This window comes from Coleofasciculus chthonoplastes PCC 7420, assembly GCF_000155555.1.
Lineage (GTDB): Bacteria > Cyanobacteriota > Cyanobacteriia > Cyanobacteriales > Coleofasciculaceae > Coleofasciculus > Coleofasciculus chthonoplastes_A.
This window is the reverse complement of record NZ_DS989850.1, coordinates 261996-281101: the sequence shown is the minus strand read 5'-3', so window position 1 is coordinate 281101 and position 19106 is coordinate 261996. Positions and strand designations below refer to the sequence as shown.

Genomic DNA, 19106 nt, shown 5'->3' with positions numbered 1-19106 from the left:
ACAGGGAACAGGGAACAGGGAACAGGGAACAGGAAATTATCAGAACTTATTGAATGTTGGGGCAAATCGTTTGAGCTACGCGATCGCGCGGCGGCTGCTCTTGCCATCCTGAGAGTAAGCCTAAAAGCTCTGATTTGAGTAGTTCTAGGGCTTGAATTTGCTGGTTAATTTCCTCGACTTTATGCAGCAAGTGTTGCTTGACTGCACCACAGGGTAATTCCCCGGAGTCGTGAACCTCCAGGATTTCGTGGATTTCACTCAGGTTAAGTCCGAGGGATTGCGATCGCTTGATAAAGGCTAACCGATTTAGGGTTTGTTCGGTAAACAGGCGATAACCTGATTCGGAACGGGTTGTCGTTGGCGTCAGTAAACCCACCTCTTCGTAATACCGAATCGTTTTTACCGATAATCCACTTTGATTGGCAACTTCACCAATTTTATATAATCGCTCTAATGTTGTTTTGCGCGTCATTCCCACCAATCCGCCTCTGTCTTCTTGAGTTTCCCGAAAAATTATAGCGGTTGCCATAAAGGTTTAAGACAGATTGAATGGTTCAAATGCCACGTACCAGTAAGAACCCTTCTGCCCTGGAGCCTTCTGCAATACACCCGACTTGCAACAAAGAAGCATCAGCGATGGGGATGACGTTTGCTGGTACTGAGCATCGGTAAGGGTGGACGGGAAGGACTTGATGGCAGATAATGGGTTACGGGTTGTTCAGCCAGTTCGGTTTGGCGGCGTTGGCTTTGCCACCAGCGTAAACATAAGGCTAACATGACCATCATTAACCCAAATGTTAGCAGCGACCAGCGTTCACCAACTCCGCCAATGACGGCATCGACAGCGCCGACAGTGACAATAAAGCTAGAAATCGGCTCTTTGCGGTAGGCTAACTTCCAGAATCGAGGTCCTAAGGCATTCATCACGGTTTGCTATTTATCTCTATTCCACGTAAGTACTTTATCTACTTCTAGGTTATCCGATCAATCGACAGATTAACTGACAACCCATTATTCTTTAACACTAATACTCTATAGTCGCAATCAGGGACGGAGGAGGGCGGGTTTTGTTCGTCAGTTATTGGCAGGTAAGCTAGCTTCAGTGGCTAAACCCGCCCCTACAATTGACGTGAGACGTTTGACTTGTTCAGAATCGCTCACTGGGTTATGCCCAGAAACCCTTTCGGGAGCAAAATACTCTCACTGCCATAAGATGTCACAGTATTATTGCAAACCTAGCCACGTTAGCAGTCCCTGACCTGTAGCATATTCAATCGCCAAGGTCAAGACAAAGCCAATCATCGCGGCTCGACCATTCAAACGTTCAGCATATTCATTGAAACCGAACTTGGGTTCGGCGAGTTGGGGAGTGGTTGTAGGTTGGGGTTGTGTCATAGTTGCCAAGGATGGTGTAATGATTTAGTTATATTTCTTTACTCAGTTTAACATTTAAACAAGCAAGGACAGAATTAATACAGTTAAGTGATACCAAATTCAACAACAGTGTTGTGCGATCGCGCCAGGAGTATAAGCTTAGTCCTTATGGCACAACGTCTGAAAACTGCATGACATAAAGGAAAACGATGGAAATCGGTGTACCCAAAGAGACAAAAGACCAAGAATTTCGAGTCGGCTTGAGTCCTAGTAGTGTTCGCGTCTTACAGGAAGCAGGACATCAGGTTTGGATTGAAACCCAGGCGGGGGCGGGTGCTGGCTTTACCGATGAAGACTATCAGCATAGTGGCGCTAAGATTGTCGCCACAGCAGCCGAGGCGTGGAATCGGGAACTGGTGGTTAAGGTGAAAGAACCGCTAACGTCGGAGTATCCCTATTTACAGAAAGAACAATTACTGTTTACCTACCTGCATTTGGCGGCGGATCGCCCGTTGACCGAGTGTTTAATCGATAGTGGTGTTTGTGCGATCGCTTATGAAACTGTGGAACTTCCAGATCGCCGCCTCCCCTTGCTGACACCAATGAGCATTATTGCCGGTCGTCTTTCTGTCCAATTTGGCGCTCGATTTCTGGAACGCCAGCAAGGTGGGCGCGGGGTGCTTTTAGGGGGTGTTCCTGGGGTAAGACGCGGTAAGGTGGTGATTCTTGGGGGTGGTGTTGTCGGCACAGAAGCGGCGAAAATAGCGGTAGGAATGGGCGCTCAAGTTCAGATTTTGGATATTAATGTTGAACGTCTCGCCTACTTAGAAACCCTGTTTGGTTCCAGAGTTGAACTCCTTTACAGTAATTCAGCCCAAATTGAAGCCGTCGTTCCCCAAGCTGATTTACTGATTGGGGCGGTATTAGTTCCGGGGCGTCGAGCGCCAATTCTGGTTCCTCGTGGCTTGGTGCAACAAATGCATCCGGGTGCTGTAATTGTTGATGTGGCGGTGGATCAGGGAGGATGTATTGAAACCTTGAAATCTACCTCACACACGAATCCCACCTATATAGATGAAGGGGTTGTCCATTATGGTGTCCCCAATATGCCCGGTGCTGTACCTTGGAGTTCGACTCAAGCCCTCAATAACAGTACGTTACCCTATGTCCTCAAGTTAGCCAATGAAGGAATCAAGGCTGTCGCATCAGATTTGGCGTTGGCAAAGGGCGTGAATGTCCAAAATCATCAGTTGGTTCATTCGGCGGTGCGGGAGGTTTTTCCTGATTTAAGTAACGCGAAGGTGTAAGCTGTTCGGCATATAAACCTTAATGTCAATAATGGCGCAATCCTTGTAGTGCGAGCATCTTGCTCGCTACTAATACCCCATTTAAATGCATAACGGCGTAAGCTATCGTACTTCGGCTTCTCTGGAGGGATTTAGGCAAGAGTTGGATGATCCGTGAACTCTTATATCGATTTATTACCTTATTTTTCAATAAACAAATTTCTGTATCATTGCTAGTCCACAAAAACCAGAAAGGAGTAAAGTTAAAAAGTGAAGCCATTAAGCTTCCCTGACAGATAACCGAGTCTAGTCTAGTGTAACTCCAATATAAGAACGATAACGAGGTCAAACCATCTGTATACCCGAATATCTGTCTCGTCAACAAACAACAGCAACGATTAACTGTATTGTTCATATTTCCTCAAATAAAAGACAGGGAGCTATGCGACTGAAAGGTGTGAGGATGACCTAGGTAAGTCAGCGCAACTCTAAAACAAATTGTGTCCCCAGAGGAAATTACTGGCATAAATGTAAACGTTGCTGTTGTTTTTCAATAGACAAAATCTTTCCGGGTTGGCGTCTACCCGTAATAAACCTTCTGCCCTCTGCTTTTTGCTACAATTAACGACACCCTAAACTATCCCGCGTTGAAACGCCAGTGACAGGATTAACACCATCTGCCCGTTGACACATTAACGATATTTGATAGGTGTCAAGGATTGCACCGGAAAAATCAGCCCCTGTAATCGTTGTATCAAAAAAGCGACTACGACTGGCAATAGCATTAGTAAAAATAGCATTGGTTAAATTAGCGCCGTCAAAGACAACTCGATCAGCTAAAGTCTCGGACAGGTTAGCTCCGGTTAAATCCGCCTCAAAAAACGCCGCTTTGGTGAGAATTGATCCTTGAAGAGAAGCTCCTCGAAAAGAGGCACCGCGTAGATCTGCACCTGCAAACGAGGTTCCCTCTAAATTTTGATTAGAAAAATCTCGATAGTGTAATTCAGTAAGCGTATAGTTGACGCTATTCTCCTGTGCGATCGCGCTAGGCAAGTCTACAATCCACGCGAAAAGTGCAATCAATAATCCTATTCCAATGGCTAAACGTTTCCCAGCTTTTTTACTGGGGCGGTTTTCGGTTTGTTTTTGGCTCGCCTTAGTCATCGTTTCTTCTTGACATTAAAACTGATGGGGTCTAACTTACCTATTTTGCCGCAAGCTGGGATTTGTCATTCGTCATTCGTCAGGGAATAGGCAATAGGCAATAGGCAATAGGCAATAGCCAATCGGGTAAGGTAGAGTTTTGAGTTAAATCGCAACGGCTCCATCTCCCCTATCTTTCTCATCTCCCTCATCTCCCTCATCTTCCCCCGCACCTTTGCGCCTTACCTCTCACTCGTTAAACTGCTTTTTGTTAAGATACATTAATGAGTCAATAGTCGCCCTATTCTACCAAACAACTCATGATCACTGAACTTTTGCCCTTTCAATTCGAGTTAAATACGACAGCGATCGCGGGTGCATCGTTGTGGGCGCTAGCGCTGTACTGGGGCTTCTCGACGCTAAGCCACTGGATCATGGAACAACTGAATCGCTGGTTTAACTTTGCCGAGCGATCGCTCTACACTTCCATGAAGGAATATGAACGCACTCGTCGGGGAAGAGAAGCTCAAAATGCTTTCTATGCTTCCCTGTTCAGCATTGTGCCATTTTTAGTCGTTGGCGCTGGCTGCAACTGGGGTGTTGAACTCACACTCGGTTCCAGTTGGGCAATCAGTATGGGGCTTCTGGCTTGTATCAGTGGCGCTGTTTATGAACTAGGGCGTCGTGATAGTCAGTCGAATTAATTATTTGTCTCTTATCCTTCCTCAGAACCAGAATCTTCTATGTTAACCAGCGCATTGTGGATTTTACTGATGGGCTTTTTTGGGGGTCAAATTGCCCGTCGTTTAGGTGCGCCACCGTTGATCGGTATGATTTTGGTGGGAATTGTCCTCGGACCACAAGTTGGCAATGTGATCAGTTCAGATGTGCTGGAAGCGGCGGATAGTTTGCGAACGGTTGCCGTGATGGTTATCTTGATGAAGGCGGGACTAGGGCTGGATCGGGAAAAGCTGCTTTCTCAGGGAAGTGTAGCGCTGCGGCTAGGCTTTTTGCCTGCGGGGTTTGAAGCAATTGCGATCGCGTTAGCCGCCATCTGGATTTTTCACTTTGACGTTCCCACGGGATTACTCTTAGGTTGCATCATTGGCGCAGAATCTCCGGCGGTAATTGTTCCGGGAATGCTGCGGCTAAAACGTTTGGGTTGGGGAGTGACGAAGGGAATTCCCGATGCCATTCTCACGGGGAGTGCCTTATCCGATGTTCTCTTATTACTTTTATTCAGTTTACTGTTAAGTTTTTTAGGTCAGGGCGGAATTGAAACCATCACCCTTCCTGGAGGATTTACACTTTCGGCGTTGCAATTACTACCGTTGCAAGTATTTATTGAAATCGGACTGGGCATCTTGATTGGCTACGCGGCGGCTCGTTTAATCGTCTCGCTACTAACGGAACAAAATTGGACACAAAATACGGTTCAAGATGTTTTAATTGCCGCTGGAATTGCCTTATTATTGGTGATTGTCGATAAAGTGTTGCCTTATTCGGGCTATTTAGCTGCGATGGCGATGGGGTTCTTTTTGATTGAATTGGATGCACCGTTGGCTCGACGCTTACGGGGTGGATTTGATAGCCTTTGGGTTGTGGCGGAGATTGTTTTATTTGTTTTATTGGGCGCTAGTGTTCAACTGCAAGTATTAGGGGATACAATTTTACCAGGACTTTTAGTGTTAGCTATTGGCTTGTTTGTCGGTCGTCCCGTGGGTTGGTATCTCTCGACAGTGGGAAGTAATTGGACGGGGCGAGAACTGCTGTTTTTGCTGCCGGGAAATATGGCAAAAGCAACGGTTCAAGCGGCAATTGGTGCGATTCCCTTAGCCAGGGGGATTGAAGGGGGAGAAATTATTTTAGCCATTGCAGCACTTTCCATTTTGACCACAGCACCCATTGGTGCTTGGGCGATTCCTACGTTTGCGCCAAAATTATTGGAACGGGGAGAGGTTGACCCGACGAAAGTAACGGTAGTGACTCATACTGTACTGTTAGCGGCGGTGGATACCTCTCCCTTGGCGACAGAGGTTTTAAGGAAAGTAGCTACTATTGCTCGACGCACGGATGGTGAAGTGATTGTATTACATGTGATCAATAGTGATGAGATAGAGGAGGTAGAAAAGCTGCGCGATCGCACTCAACGATTACTCAGTGATATTCGCTATAAATTTATCACGATCAAGGGTTCCATTCCAGAAGAAATTCTTCGAGTGGCGCAAGAGTATCAAGTGGCAGATATTGTCATGGGGAAACGGGGACATCAACGTTGGCAACAGGTGCGAGTTGGTTCCGTATCGCAAGCCGTTCTAGAAGTAAGTTCTATCCCGGTTATCTTAGTAGAAGATCCGCAAAACGAATTGGCGATAAAAAGCCGCAGGGTTTGATAATTAGGGGCTGCTGAATAAGTGTTGTGGTGGGGATAAGCTGTTCGGCATTTAAACCATAATGTCAAGAATTGCGAAATCCTTGTAGTGCGTTAAGCGAAGCCATGCCGCAGGCTTTGCATCTTGCTCGCTACCCATTCCCAATTTAAATGCGTGACAGCTTAGGCAATAGGCAACACCTCGACTTCGCTCGGTGTGTCTTATGCAATGGGCAATGTCTAAGTCTATTGTTGATTTACGGCTAATCTTGAACTCAGCTTGCTAGCGCCAATAGGGACGTCCTTTCCAAAATACGCCAACGAGAACGGCAACCACGTTGGCATAACTTAAACTTACCAAGAAAGCGGGTACAGGCAATAGTGATTTTAACCACAAAGTTAGGGCTAAACAGGGAACTAATGCCCACAAGCTGTTACTGTTAATCAAAACCTGGGGATAAAAGCGTTCTAGAATATAAACCGCGAGAACTCCAAATCCCACCGCAGCCATTAAGGCGATGATCATCCCTAGGGGAGGAGTATAGAGAAACTGGAGCATCTCGCGGATTGCAGCGGATTGGGTGACGCCTAAGCCGATGATAATTTCAAGGGCGATCGCGATCGCAGTGGTAATCCCTGAGATTTCGAGTAGCGATCGCCAAGGGAGAGATCGTAAGCGATACATGGAATTTTATCCAGTTGAGGGCATCCTGCTATTCTACCGCTCTAGCTCCCGTGAAACGTCAAAACCTACTGGCGTGGCACACCTGAGAACTAACGCAAAGGCTCTATATGTTCTATATGTAGGGTGCGTTAGCGATAGCGTAACGCACCATATAACTGGAAAACCTCTCTCCAAACCTCTCTCCTACAAGGAGAGAGGCTTTGAATTCTCCCCTTTCGTGCAAAAAAAACGAAGCATCCTTATTCTTGATGACAAAAATATAGTGAATGGGGACATACTAGGAATAAGAGCATCAGGAGGCAAACCAGATCATGTCGGATGATAATATTGCCGTATTATTACAGCAGGGACATGAGCAGCTAGATCGGGGACAAAACCAAGAAGCGTTGCAGATATTTCAGCAAGCCGAACAACGGGAACCGGAAAACCCCCAAGTGTTGTTTGGGTTAGGTTTAGCTTGTTATCGCTTAGAGCAATATCAGGAATCGGTTGATTATCTGACTAAAACTTTAGATATTGAACCCTGCTATATTTTAGCCCTAGCGTATCGAGGTATGGCTTACCGAGGGTTGAAATTAGAGGAACCCGCAACAGCAGATTTTTACCAAGTGCTTCAACGTGAACCTCACACTTATCAAGATTGGCGAGGGCGAGGACTTGCGTTATCTGAGTTGAAGCGGTATGAGGAAGCAATTGTTAGTTTCGATAAAGCCATTGAAATTAATTCTGACTACTATTATGCCTGGAATGGGCGGGGTTTGGCGCTGGATGAGTTAGGGAAGTATGAAAACGCGATCGCGAGTTACGATAAAGCACTTGAAATTAATCCTGATGATTATAAGATTTGGGGTAATCGGGGTTTGGCGCTAAATAATTTAGGGAAGTATGAAGACGCGATTGCAAGTTACGATAAAGCCATTGAAATTAATCCTAATAATTATAAAGCTTGGGGTAAGCGGGGTTTGGCGCTAAATAATTTAGGGAAGTATGAAGACGCGATTGCAAGTTACGATAAAGCCATTGAAATTAATCCTGGCGAATATGGTAGCTGGATTTTACGGAGTTTTGCGCTAGATAAGTTAGAGAAATATGAAGAGGTAGTTACGAGTTTAGATCAAGCGCTTAAAATTAATTCTCACGAATATTATGCCTGGAATAGACGGGCTATTGGGCTAGATAAATTAGGAAAACATGAAGAGGCGATCGCGAGTTACGATAAAGCAATTAAAATTAATCCTGATGACTACACAGCTTGGAGGAACAAGGGTTTTGTTCTGCATAAGTTAGGAAAATATGAAGAGGCGATATCGAGTTTAGATCAAGCGCTTAAAATTAATCCTGACCAATATTATTTCTGTATTTTGCGAGGTTGTGCGCTAGATAAATTGGGGAAATATTCAGAGGCGCTCGCGAGTTACAATCAAGCGATTCAAATTAATCCTGATGACTATACAGCTTGGATCAACCGGGGTAGTGCGTTGGATAAATTGGGGAAATATTCAGAGGCGCTCGCGAGTTACAATCAAGCGCTTGAAATTAATTCTGACGAATATTCTGCCTGGAATTTGAGAGGTAAGACGCTAAATAACTTAGGCAAGTATGAAGAGGCGATCACGAGTTTTGATAAAGTTATTGAAATTAATTCTGACGACTACACAGCTTGGGTTAACCGGGGTTTGGCGCTGAATGAGTTAGGGAAATATGAAAAGGCGCTCGCGAGTTACGATAAAGCACTTGAAATTAATCCTAACGAATATTATACCTGGAATAACCAGGGTAATGCACTGTTTAACTTAGGGAAATATGAAAAGGCGCTCGCGAGTTACGATAAAGCACTTGAAATTAATCCTGACGGCTATACAGTTTTGAACAACAGGAGTGGTGTGCTGTGTAACTTAGGGAAATATTCAGAGATGATCACGAGTTGCGATCAAGCCATTGAAATTAATCCTGACTACTATATGGCTTGGAGTAACCGGGGTTTTGGGCTATATAACTTAGGACAGTATGAAGAGGCGCTTGCGAGTTGCAATAAAGCCATTGAAATTAATCCTGACTACTATATGGCTTGGAGTAATCGAGGTTGGGCATTATTCAAATTAAAACGCTACCAGAAAGCATTCAAAAACTGGAAAGATGGCATAAAAAACCTTAACTTAGACACCCCTGAACACCGAGAAGGGCGCAGCAAACTTTACTATAGTGAAGCTCAAGCCTATTACCAACTAGGACTAAAGGAAGCTGATCTCGATAACTTACTCCAAGCGAAAAAATATTATAACAAAGCATTAAAATTTCTTGATACCCCCAAATATCGCGCACAAAAACTAGAAATAATGCAAGACTTAATCCAGGTTTGTCAATACATCAGCACTCCAAAAGAAGTCCAAGAACTACTTAACCAAGGCACCGATTTATTAGAACGATGGCTGCAAGACTCTAACTTTAGCGATGAGAACTATATCCACTTCAAACAGAAATTTGCCGGATTTAATCAATACAAAGTCGATACCCTCGCCCAGTCATCCGAACCCGAACAACATATTCAAGCCCTAGAATTAGCGGAAGAACGCAAAAATACCTGCTTAGGCTGGCTGCAATATGGCAAAGCCTATAAAGCTCCCAACCTCGCCTATAACCAAATCCAACAGCAACTTAATTCCCATACGGCTGCAATTTACTGGCACATTAGTCCCGCCGCGATTACTACCTTTATCCTTAAACATAACCAACCGCCGCAAATTCTCCAGCTTCAACCCCTCAAATCAAAGAAAAAGCGCTCGCCATTTCCTTTCTTTAATCAACCCAAAAAATCCTATCCAGAAATCGCCAATCAATTGCGAAAGTTTGAAGACTGGTTAGAGCAATGGAAAAAAGACTATCGCCATTACAGCCAAGCCTCAACAACAACCCCTCGTTGGCGGCAAAGTATGGACTCTCAATTACGCAGCCTGGGAGATATTTTACATATTCGTGATATTTTGCCCTATCTCAGAGATGTTGACCAACTCATTCTAATTCCCCATCGCGACTTACATCTCCTCCCTCTCCATTACCTTTTTCCCCCAAAGTTTACCATTACCTATCTACCCAGTTTCCAAATCGGATTAAACTTGCAACCCTATCAATCTGCCCAATCGCTCCTCAGTCTAGAAAATCCCTCTGATAACTTACGCTATTCTAGGATTGCAGCTAATGTGATTGCCGTCTTATATCCCCAATATCAACTCCTGGATATTTCCACACTGGATAAAGTCAAACTGATTCAGCGATTACAATCAAATACAGGTACATTTCAATTCACAGGTCATGCTTATCACAATCTAGACAATCCTAAAGCATCAGCCCTACAACTGACATTGGCTGATAAGCTAACTATGGCAGATATTTTTGAACAGTTAGACTTTGGCAATTACAATCTCATCTTTCTCTCCGCTTGCGAAACCGGGATTACGAATTCCCAGAACCTGATTGATGAATATGTGGGATTAGTTAGTGCATTTCTAGCCAAAGGCGTAAGTTATGTGATTAGTACCCTTTGGATGGTAGATGAACGTTCAACCGCTTGGCTAACCATTCGTTTTTATCAATATCTGAAAGCGGGTGAACATCCGGTGTCTGCTCTCAAACAGGCACAAAATTGGCTCAAGCAAGTTACAAATCGTGACCTAGTGAATTGGTATCTTAAACTCGCTCAAGATGTAAAAGCCACTCATCCTCACGCGAGCGAATATCTCAAAACTGAAGCGGCTTTAATTCAACAAGATTCGGATAAAATGATGGCAGTTACACCTCCCTTTGAGCATCCTTATCACTGGGCGGGTTTCATCATCACAGGTAATCCTTTTTGATAATAACTAGGACTGACTTTCTTGCTCCCCTCTCCCCAGAGTGGGAGAGGGGCTGGGGGTGAGGGGTTTCTGGCTTAAGCTGTAAGGACACGATAATATCGTGCCCCTACCCTAAATAGTGTTTGTGCGTAAGTCCTAAGCTGTCATGCATTTAAATTGGGTATTAGTAGTGAGCAAGATGCAAAGCCTGCGGCATGGCTTCGCTAAACGCACTACAAGGCTTTCGCCGTTATTGATATTAAGGTTTAAATACCGAACAGCTTAACCCAATTAGGTGTGCCATACTACTACAATTTGCTTTATTGAGAAGGGAGCAATATCTGAGTTTTAACTAACAAGCTGTCACGCATTTAAATTGGGAATGGGTAGCGAGCAAGATGCTCGGACTACAATGAATTGACAAGCCATTCTTATATAATTAGAGATAATAGTCTCGTAGGGGCACCATCCTTGCGCCCAGAAAAAAGCCGCAGAAAACTCAACCCAACTCTCACCCCATAATACCCTTGGCGATGAAATCATCTATGAACAGCTTAGAACTCGTTACCATTTACGCCTTCCTTGAAGCCTTAACCCAGCAAACTGAACCCCTCCCACCCGACTTAAAACACCAAATCAACGAAGTCGGACACCTATTTACCAATAACCCAACAGCCGCCGCCAATCGCCTGCTGAAGTTAGCCGAACATGAGACTATTAAACCTATTTACGAACAAATCCGCCTGGAGATTCAACGTCAATATGAACCCGAAGAACTAAATCGATGGATGTCTTTCGATGAACCCAATTCCTCAGACGAACCTCAACCCGAAACCCTAGAAAACCTAATGGCGGTGAGTCTACAATCGTCCGAACCGGAGAAAGACGCCCAAAAACTATTATCTAAATTAAAATCTCTCTTTCCTCGGTTGTATCGGCAGAAAAACAATGATTAATTACAGCTATCTAACCCTTGACTTATTTGCCTATACGCTGATCAAGGGATTAGGATTTGATTCCAGCAATAGCCTAAAACAATATCAGCAGTTTTGGCAACAACTACCAGATTATGTCAACTCCTGTCTCCATGATGTTTATGATCTAAAACAATCAGAGGATAAACTAAATTTTAGAGGTAAACTGGACAATTACCCTGTCGATGGGAGCTATCAATCTTTTAACTTAGGTGATACTCAAGCCTTTATATTTGACCGTTCCGCTAACCCTAAAGATACGCAAAATTCTGTCAATTATCTCAGCCAACTCAAAACCCTAACCCCAGAGTTTCCCACCACAGACTTAACGCTAGGACAAACCTGGATGATTTCCGGTTGGGTATCTTCTAGCCAAGAAGATGAACTCGAAAACCTCGCCCAAACCCTGTACAAAACTTTAGTGGGTCAAGAGTGGGATCATCAACGAATTGGACAATTTATGGGTGCAACAGTATTTGAAGTCTGGCGCTCGCCTCAACTCTCGGATAAACCCACAGCTAATAGTCATACTCTGATTATTTTCTATACCAATGACAATCAAATGGAAGCAGCAGGAAAATTCTATCGATATTGGCTAAATTTACTTTGCTATCGCCATAAAATTTGGTACGCTTACACCTATAGTCGCCAACTCAAACAAGAACTCCAGGACGAGTTTAATCAAATTATCCCTAGCTTTCCCACTCCAGGTGGCTACGACTTAGATAAACTGAAACGCGACTTAAATAATAACCGCCATATCCTGTTCCGCTACAGTCAAAAACTTAACCTATTAGCCAATCAGCAGCAGACGATTATCACCAATTTATATAACTATCAAAGCTATTTTAATTTAATCGAAACCAAAGCCAAAAAACTAGGTACAACTGACCTAACCTTCCTCAACGCCTTTAGTCAAACCGTTGAAAAACACTACCAACCGCAACTGGAACAAGACATCGCCAGCTTAACCCCCAGTTTAGGCACATTACAAGGGCTAACTGATACCGTGCGGGGAATTGTCGAGATAGAACAAGCGCAGCGCGATCGCAACTTCCAAAATAATATTGCTATTGTCGGTGTTGGCTTAGGTACTGCGTCGATTTTAGCCTCTGTTCCTGATGTAGAAATGATTACAGAACTACCGCCAGTCAACGCTTATATTACCCACTGGCAACTCAGCAAACCTCAAGCTAATTTTGTCGTTAGCCTCAATGTTAGTATCTTTGCCGGAGTATGGGTGGCGATATTCACCGCGATCGTGATTAAACTCGGTGAACTATTACGTTCAAATAAATCCTCTGAACGGCGCTAAACTGTGATGCATTTAAATTGGGTATTAATAGCGATTAAATTGGGTATTAGTAACGATTAAATTGGGTATTAGTAACGATTAAATTGGGTATTAGTATTAGTAGCGATTAAATTGGGTATTAGTATTAGTAGCGATTAAATTGGGTATTAGTATTAGTAGCGATTAAATTGGGTATTAGTATTAGTAGCGAGCAAGATGCTCGCACTACCAAGATTTCATCAATTCTACCGCTCCAGTAGCAATGTCACGGGTCCATCATTTTCAATCGAGACTTGCATCATCGCCCCAAATACCCCGGTTTCCACTCGTAACCCACTTTGACGCAACTTTTCTACAAACTGCTGATAAAGCTGTTCGGCTTGTTCTGGATTTGCCGATCGCGAAAACGATGGGCGACGCCCTTTGCGACAATCCCCATACAGGGTAAACTGACTCACAACCAACAATTCGCCGCCAATTTCCTGCACCGACTGTTCCCAGCGATCGCTATTGCTATCGGTTCCCGGAAATAACCGCAAATCTAAGCATTTTCGCGCCATCCAATCTAATTCAGTTTCCGTATCGCTATCAGCAATTCCTACTAACAAATTTAGTCCTCGACCAATTTTGCCAACGACTTCACCGTTAACGGTAACTTGAGAGGATTTAACTCGCTGGATAATAACGCGCATTGACAATTTACGATAAGAAATTTTTAGTTTTGAATGTGTAGGGGCGGGTTTCACCAATAACGCATCGGCTCAAACCACTAACTTAACTAAACCCGCCCTGACTATAACTTTCGCTTACAGAAATCAGAACCTAATGTGTGTGTACGGTTGGGTTTAGGGGCGGGTTTAGTCGCATATCCCCCTCTCCCCCAGCCCCTCTCCCACCAGGGGAGAGGGGAGCAATAAATGACAAATAAAGAATGACAAATGACGAATGACAAATGACAAATGACGATTACCGACTCAAGATAATAAGCTGTTGCTGTTGGAGCGATCGCACTCCATCTAATCCTAACTCTACCTCCCTTAAAATCTCTGCCACAGTGCGTTGTTGACTACTGTTCTCGTCGCAGGCTTGCAGAAAAGCAAACTCCGCATCTGATAAATTGATAATCTGATAGTCGTAGTTAAATAAACATTGACTGGGCCACCCTTCCATACAGGGATTGCGTTCTGGAATCGCCGCTAATAACTCCTGATCCTGTGACCAATCAACCTTCGGTAAAGGTGGACGCCCCAAGAAAAACTCATAATGAGATAGGTCTGGATCTAACAATTCAATTAAACGATACTGTTCGCGATCGCACAATCCACTCGCCCGTTCCATTAATCCTGGATTTTTCCCCAATAGGCGATCCAATTGCCAATATCCAGGATTAGAAAAGCCGATAAATTCTAACCCCGACGCCTCAATTAACTCAAATAGACTGTCAATCGTGTAGTCAATCTCTTGGGGATGCACATACATATCCGCGAAATTCGCATCCCGTTGATTTTCCAATGACCAACGTTCTTTTTCTCGCTTGACAATTCGGTTATTTTCTGGTAAAGATTCAAACACCTGGCGTCCGACTTGCACACCATCGTGGTAATCCCCACGCTGTTCCCCTTGCAAGAGTGCGATCGCCTGTTGCATTAGCCGCACTTCCCAGCGCCCCAATTCAGCATAGACAAAAATATGCATCAAGCCCCCTGGTGCTAACTTAGGTGCTAATGCCTGAATACCGCGAATCGGATCAGGCAAATGATGCAATACGCCTACACAGTTAATTAAATCAAACTCTCCCTCCAATTCCTGGGCATCATAAAGACTCAAGTGATGAAACTCAACCCGATTCGCCCCAGAACGATGACACCTCTCCTGCGCCACCTGCAACGCCCCAGCACTCAAATCGATGCCCACCACCGCAGCTTGGGGATTCAGGTGAACCAAATATTCGGTTCCTACCCCTGTACCACAGCCAGCATCCAAAATCCGAATATCCTGCCTTGACGGTTTTTGACCCGTGCAGAAACTATAGGCGGCTAACCAATTCCAGCGCCAGTTATACCCAGGCGGCGGTTCATCCAGCAAGGGTTCTGGGGGAAAGGGGTAAGCGTCATACAATTGGGCTACAGCCATGCTGGTATTGTCATTGGTCATTCGTCATTTGTCCTTTGTCATTGGTCATTCGTCATTGGTCATTCGTCATTGGTCATTTGTCATTCGTCCTTTGCTTCCCCATCTCCCCCAGCTTCCCCAGCTTCCCCAGCTTCCCCAGCTCCCCCAGCTCCTTCACCCCTCGGAACCCGAACTAATGTAACAAAACTTATGCTTTTTCTCAGTGAGTGAGATTAATCCACTATGATGACTCTGTTATGACACTGTAAAATTTTGGCATGTATTCTATACACTTCTTAATAAAGCCGTTAAGCAGATCAGAAACGTTTTAATCTAGATTCTGACCAGGTTGAGCGAGGTCACTGGTTGATTTAGGGCAAGGTAACGCAGGATATCCCATTCCCTGAACAAGTAGGTCTGGGAAAAAATCTTAATGTACTGAGCCTAAGAATGTAAACGACAGTGACCTAGATGAATCCCCTGGTCAGGCTTAACACAGTCAGTAGCAATTGTCGATGGGAGCGTTTGAAAATCAATGAGTGTTAAGGCAAGTGGTGGAAGCTCAGTTGCACGTCCGCAACTGTATCAAACTGTACCGATTAGCAACATTATCCAAGCCGAACAGCAAGATCGGTTTTTGGGTAAAGGAGAGCTGCTTGAGCTGTCCGAATACTTCCAATCCGGTACAAGACGCATAGATATTGCCAATCTGATTACTCAAAACTCAGACTTGATCGTATCTCGTGCCGCTAACCGGATTTTTGTCGGCGGTTCTCCGATGGCGTATTTAGAAAAGCCCCAAGAAGAACCTGCACCGGAAATGGCAATGGCAACCAGTGGTGCGGGTACAGGTGATGTCAGACGCACGATGACACTAGGAACCGCGACGTATGTAGAAAGTGGCGGAGGGTTCTTTGAAGGATTCCGGAACATCTTTAGCGCCTCCAGTGGCGGTCCAGCGCCATCGGGATTCCGACCGATAAACGTCGCCCGTTATGGTCCAAGCAATATGCAGAAATCCCTGCGCGACTTGTCTTGGATGCTGCGCTACCTCACCTACTCAATCGTTGCCGGTGACCCGAATATTATTACCGTCAACGTCCGAGGATTACGGGAAATTATCGAAAATGCCTGCTCTGGAGATGCCACATTACTGGCACTGCAAGAAATGCGGGCAGCGTCTTTGGGATACTTTAAGCGCGATGCTGAAGCCGCCCAACTGGTTGGTGAGTACTTTGAGATTCTGATTAACGAATTCAAAGCCCCGAATCCAGCCGATAAAGTCCGCCAACGTCCTTCGCCGGATCAGCAAGGGTTACAACTGCCTCAAAGCTACTTTAATGCCGCAGAACGGCGTCCGAAGTTCGTGATGAAGCCGGGACTATCAGCGTCAGAAAAGAACCAAGTGGTTAAAGCGGCGTATCGGCAGATCTTTGAGCGTGACATTAGCCGCGCCTACAGCCAATCCATCTCCTACCTAGAATCTCAGGTGAAAAACGGCGATATCTCCATGAAGGAGTTTGTGCGTCGCCTGGGTAAATCGCCCCTATATCGTAAGCAATTTTACGAACCCTTTATAAACAGTCGTGCTTTAGAACTGGCATTCCGTCATTTCCTGGGTCGGGGTCCGTCCTCTCGCGAAGAAGTTCAGACCTACTTCTCGATTGTGTCCGATGGCGGTTTACCTGCGCTGGTAGATGCCTTGGTGTATTCTCAGGAATACTCCGATTACTTTGGTGAAGAAACTGTTCCCTACCTACGGGGATTGGGACAGGAGGCTCAGGAATGCCGCAACTGGGGAATGCAGCAAGATTTGCTCAAATACAGCGCCCCTTTCCGCAAAGTACCGCAATTTATCACCACCTTTGCTAAGTACGAGCAGCCGTTACCGGATCAACACCCCTACGGTGCTGGTAATGACCCCTTAGAGATTCAGTTTGGGGCAATTTTCCCCAAAGAAACGCGCAATCCCAACACGCAACCGGCTGGGTTTGGCAAGGATACTAAGCGCATCCTGATCCATCGCGGACCGGCGACGAATAACCAAAACAGCAATCCTCAGGCAAGGGGTGAGTTTCCCGGTTCTCTGGGGGCGAAAGTCTTCCGCTTAGACCAGATTCCTAGCACTAAGGCGGCTAGTGTCACATTTGCCGAAAGCTCAACCCAAAAGGTGATTAGTGCCTGCTATCGCCAAGTCTTTGGGCGGGATGTGTATGATGGTCAACGCCAGAAAGTGGCGGAGATTAAGCTGGAAAATGGCGAGATTACCATCCGGGAGTTTATCCGCATCTTGGCGAAGTCCGATGTCTTCCGCAAGATGTACTGGACATCTCTGTATGTGATGAAGGCTGTGGAATATATCCACCGTCGTCTATTGGGACGCCCCACTTACGGGCGCGGGGAAACGAACAAATACTTTGATATTTGTGCCAAGAAAGGGTTCTACGCCCTGGTTGATATGCTGATTGACAGCAAAGAATACGAGGAAGCCTTTGGGGAAGATACGGTTCCCTACGAGCGCTATCTGACACCGGGCGGTTTACAATTGCGATCTACTCGACCGGGTGCGATTCGTGAGGATGTGGGGACTAAGCCAGAAGTCCCAGCTACTCCCGCCTATGTGACGATGGCAGAGGTGTCAGAAACGCGGACTGAGCCGGATGTTCAATTCCGGATTAATCAGGGCGTTAACACTAAGCGCCAGCAGACCAAGATCTTTAAGCTGACGGATCTCAACGATAAGCCAGCGGTGAAGGTTCTGATTCGTGCGGCGTATCGCCAGATCTTTGAGCGTGATGTTGAACCTTATGTGGTCAAAGGTCAGTTCTCTAGCCTGGAAAGCAAGCTGGGGAACGGTGAGATTAACCTCAAGGAGTTTATTGAAGGGTTAGGATGCTCTGAACTCTACATCAAAGAGTTCTACACGCCTTATCCCAACACCAAGGTGATTGAGTTGGGAACCAAGCATTTCTTGGGTCGAGCACCGGAAAATCAAAAGGAAATCCAGAAGTACAACCAGATTCTGGCATCCCAGGGTATCCGAGGCTTTATCAGCGCCATGGTTAACAGCATGGAGTATGTTCAAGTCTTTGGTGAAGATACGGTTCCCTATCGTCGCTTCCCCACTTTACCGGCGGCGAACTTCCCCAATACCGAGAAACTCTATAACAAGCTGACCAAGCAGAATGATCAACTGGTGGTTCCTAGCTTTGAGCCAGTCAGTTCGCGAGTGGATGGGGCAAAACTGCCTTTGACAGGGAAAGCGATCGCGGATATGGCGGCGACTAAGCCTGATTTTGTCGAACTCAGTCGTTCTGTACCCAAGGACAATAATCCTGCGGTTCAACCCGCCATCGGAATTGCCAATCGTAAACCGGCACGGATTTTTCGCCTAAACCCCGGAAATCTGGATGAAACGGCTCAGGTGATTGAGGCAATTTACGCTCAGGTGATGGATATCTGGACGGGTGAAATTCCCCCATCCTATCGACAGCCTGATTTAGAGCGTCAACTGAGCCAAGGTGACATCTCGGTGCGCGGCTTTGTTAAGGGATTGGCTTGTAGTGAAAGCTATCGCCAGCGCTTCTACTCACCCTATCCCAGTGCTAAAGTCATCGAGTTCTTGTTCCGTCATCTGTTGGGACGCACTCCTGCGACTCAAACGGAGATTCAGGACTACACCAAACTCATGGCTGAACAGGGACTGAATGCGGCTGTGGTTGCGATCGTGGATAGTTCAGAGTATGCTCGTTTCTTCGGGGACTATGTGGTTCCCTATCCTCGCGTTCCCTCATTGCCAGCAGGCAATTACTTGGGCAGTATCAAAGCTATCTCTGATTAGGGATTAGGGTAATGTTCTAGGCGTGCCATGGCACGTCTTTGAGGAAGATCAGGTGTAGAGACGTAGCCTGCTACGTCTCTACAGTTAGGGTTCCCCACCCCTAAATCTGAGGACAAATGTTACAAAATGTTGCGAACATAGGAAAAATGTGAACAATCTATCGCAAAATATTTGCGGAAGAGAGCTGTCTCACTGA

The 19106-nt window shown here is 45.5% G+C and carries 14 protein-coding genes; 7 read left to right on the top strand and 7 right to left on the bottom strand.

All coding sequences use genetic code 11. The features are described from left to right. Nucleotides 1-46: 46 nt before the first annotated feature. From MC7420_RS15905 to MC7420_RS41530, 3 genes are all read right to left on the bottom strand, one after another. Nucleotides 47-472: a heavy metal-responsive transcriptional regulator gene (locus tag MC7420_RS15905; RefSeq protein WP_044207605.1), complete on the bottom strand. Its 426-nt coding sequence runs from the start codon at nt 470-472 to the stop codon at nt 47-49. Nucleotides 473-630: 158 nt separating this feature from the next. Next, complete coding sequence (locus MC7420_RS15900; protein WP_006101375.1) at nt 631-924, bottom strand: hypothetical protein; 294 nt, start codon at nt 922-924, stop codon at nt 631-633. A gap of 300 nt (nt 925-1224) precedes the next feature. Continuing rightward, entirely contained in the window at nt 1225-1395 is a 171-nt protein-coding gene (locus MC7420_RS41530; protein WP_006101587.1) for a hypothetical protein, read from the bottom strand. Between the two features lie 188 nt (nt 1396-1583). Between MC7420_RS41530 and ald the strand changes: the two genes are divergently transcribed. Further along, a complete protein-coding gene (ald, locus tag MC7420_RS15890) occupies nt 1584-2681 on the top strand; it encodes an alanine dehydrogenase (protein WP_006101517.1) in 1098 nt (365 codons plus the stop codon). Nucleotides 2682-3281: 600 nt separating this feature from the next. Here ald and MC7420_RS15885 read toward each other — a convergent pair. After that, a complete protein-coding gene (locus tag MC7420_RS15885) occupies nt 3282-3824 on the bottom strand; it encodes a pentapeptide repeat-containing protein (protein WP_006101352.1) in 543 nt (180 codons plus the stop codon). 299 nt (nt 3825-4123) lie between these two features. On the opposite strand from MC7420_RS15885, the gene MC7420_RS15880 reads away from it, so the two are divergent. Both MC7420_RS15880 and MC7420_RS15875 read left to right on the top strand, forming a co-directional pair. Then, nucleotides 4124-4507, top strand: coding sequence for a hypothetical protein (locus tag MC7420_RS15880; protein WP_006101388.1), 384 nt, complete (start codon nt 4124-4126; stop codon nt 4505-4507). 39 nt (nt 4508-4546) lie between these two features. Next, a complete protein-coding gene (locus tag MC7420_RS15875) occupies nt 4547-6196 on the top strand; it encodes a cation:proton antiporter (RefSeq protein WP_044207508.1) in 1650 nt (549 codons plus the stop codon). Between the two features lie 261 nt (nt 6197-6457). On the opposite strand, the gene MC7420_RS15870 is transcribed toward MC7420_RS15875, so the two are convergent. After that, nucleotides 6458-6859: a hypothetical protein gene (locus MC7420_RS15870; RefSeq protein WP_006101359.1), complete on the bottom strand. Its 402-nt coding sequence runs from the start codon at nt 6857-6859 to the stop codon at nt 6458-6460. Nucleotides 6860-7170: 311 nt separating this feature from the next. Here MC7420_RS15870 and MC7420_RS42560 point away from each other — a divergent pair, with 311 nt between their 5' ends. The 3 genes from MC7420_RS42560 to MC7420_RS15850 all read left to right on the top strand — a co-directional run bounded on the left by MC7420_RS42560 (nt 7171) and on the right by MC7420_RS15850 (nt 12978). Beyond that, nucleotides 7171-10710, top strand: a complete 3540-nt coding sequence (locus MC7420_RS42560) for a CHAT domain-containing protein (RefSeq protein WP_006101525.1) — start codon at nt 7171-7173, stop codon at nt 10708-10710. 524 nt (nt 10711-11234) lie between these two features. Beyond that, a complete protein-coding gene (locus MC7420_RS15855; RefSeq protein ID WP_052307485.1) occupies nt 11235-11645 on the top strand; it encodes a hypothetical protein in 411 nt (136 codons plus the stop codon). Beyond that, nucleotides 11638-12978, top strand: a complete 1341-nt coding sequence (locus tag MC7420_RS15850) for a hypothetical protein (protein ID WP_006101542.1) — start codon at nt 11638-11640, stop codon at nt 12976-12978. The genes MC7420_RS15855 and MC7420_RS15850 overlap by 8 nt, the downstream gene beginning before the upstream one ends. Before the next feature lie 224 nt (nt 12979-13202). Here the strand turns inward: MC7420_RS15850 and dtd are convergent, their stop codons facing one another. Then, entirely contained in the window at nt 13203-13649 is a 447-nt protein-coding gene (gene dtd, locus MC7420_RS15845; protein ID WP_006101560.1) for a D-aminoacyl-tRNA deacylase, read from the bottom strand. A 274-nt stretch (nt 13650-13923) separates the two neighbouring features. Further along, nucleotides 13924-15111: a class I SAM-dependent methyltransferase gene (locus tag MC7420_RS15840; RefSeq protein ID WP_044207503.1), complete on the bottom strand. Its 1188-nt coding sequence runs from the start codon at nt 15109-15111 to the stop codon at nt 13924-13926. Between the two features lie 493 nt (nt 15112-15604). Here MC7420_RS15840 and MC7420_RS15835 point away from each other — a divergent pair, with 493 nt between their 5' ends. Further along, nucleotides 15605-18910 (top strand): phycobilisome rod-core linker polypeptide, encoded by a 3306-nt coding sequence (locus tag MC7420_RS15835; protein ID WP_044207501.1) that lies wholly within the window; start codon nt 15605-15607, stop codon nt 18908-18910. Nucleotides 18911-19106: the final 196 nt, after the last annotated feature.

Bases quoted from the DNA above. Each gene is read 5' to 3' on its own strand.
- MC7420_RS15875 (WP_044207508.1), top strand. From the start codon at position 4,547: ATGTTAACCAGCGCATTGTGGATTTTACTGATGGGCTTTTTTGGGGGT.
- ald (WP_006101517.1), top strand. From the start codon at position 1,584: ATGGAAATCGGTGTACCCAAAGAGACAAAAGACCAAGAATTTCGAGTC.
- MC7420_RS15870 (WP_006101359.1), bottom strand. From the start codon at position 6,859: ATGTATCGCTTACGATCTCTCCCTTGGCGATCGCTACTCGAAATCTCA.
- MC7420_RS15835 (WP_044207501.1), top strand. From the start codon at position 15,605: ATGAGTGTTAAGGCAAGTGGTGGAAGCTCAGTTGCACGTCCGCAACTG.
- MC7420_RS41530 (WP_006101587.1), bottom strand. From the start codon at position 1,395: ATGACACAACCCCAACCTACAACCACTCCCCAACTCGCCGAACCCAAG.
- MC7420_RS15900 (WP_006101375.1), bottom strand. From the start codon at position 924: ATGAATGCCTTAGGACCTCGATTCTGGAAGTTAGCCTACCGCAAAGAG.
- MC7420_RS15905 (WP_044207605.1), bottom strand. From the start codon at position 472: ATGACGCGCAAAACAACATTAGAGCGATTATATAAAATTGGTGAAGTT.
- MC7420_RS15840 (WP_044207503.1), bottom strand. From the start codon at position 15,111: ATGACCAATGACAATACCAGCATGGCTGTAGCCCAATTGTATGACGCT.
- MC7420_RS15850 (WP_006101542.1), top strand. From the start codon at position 11,638: ATGATTAATTACAGCTATCTAACCCTTGACTTATTTGCCTATACGCTG.
- MC7420_RS15885 (WP_006101352.1), bottom strand. From the start codon at position 3,824: ATGACTAAGGCGAGCCAAAAACAAACCGAAAACCGCCCCAGTAAAAAA.
- MC7420_RS42560 (WP_006101525.1), top strand. From the start codon at position 7,171: ATGTCGGATGATAATATTGCCGTATTATTACAGCAGGGACATGAGCAG.
- MC7420_RS15855 (WP_052307485.1), top strand. From the start codon at position 11,235: ATGAACAGCTTAGAACTCGTTACCATTTACGCCTTCCTTGAAGCCTTA.
- MC7420_RS15880 (WP_006101388.1), top strand. From the start codon at position 4,124: ATGATCACTGAACTTTTGCCCTTTCAATTCGAGTTAAATACGACAGCG.
- dtd (WP_006101560.1), bottom strand. From the start codon at position 13,649: ATGCGCGTTATTATCCAGCGAGTTAAATCCTCTCAAGTTACCGTTAAC.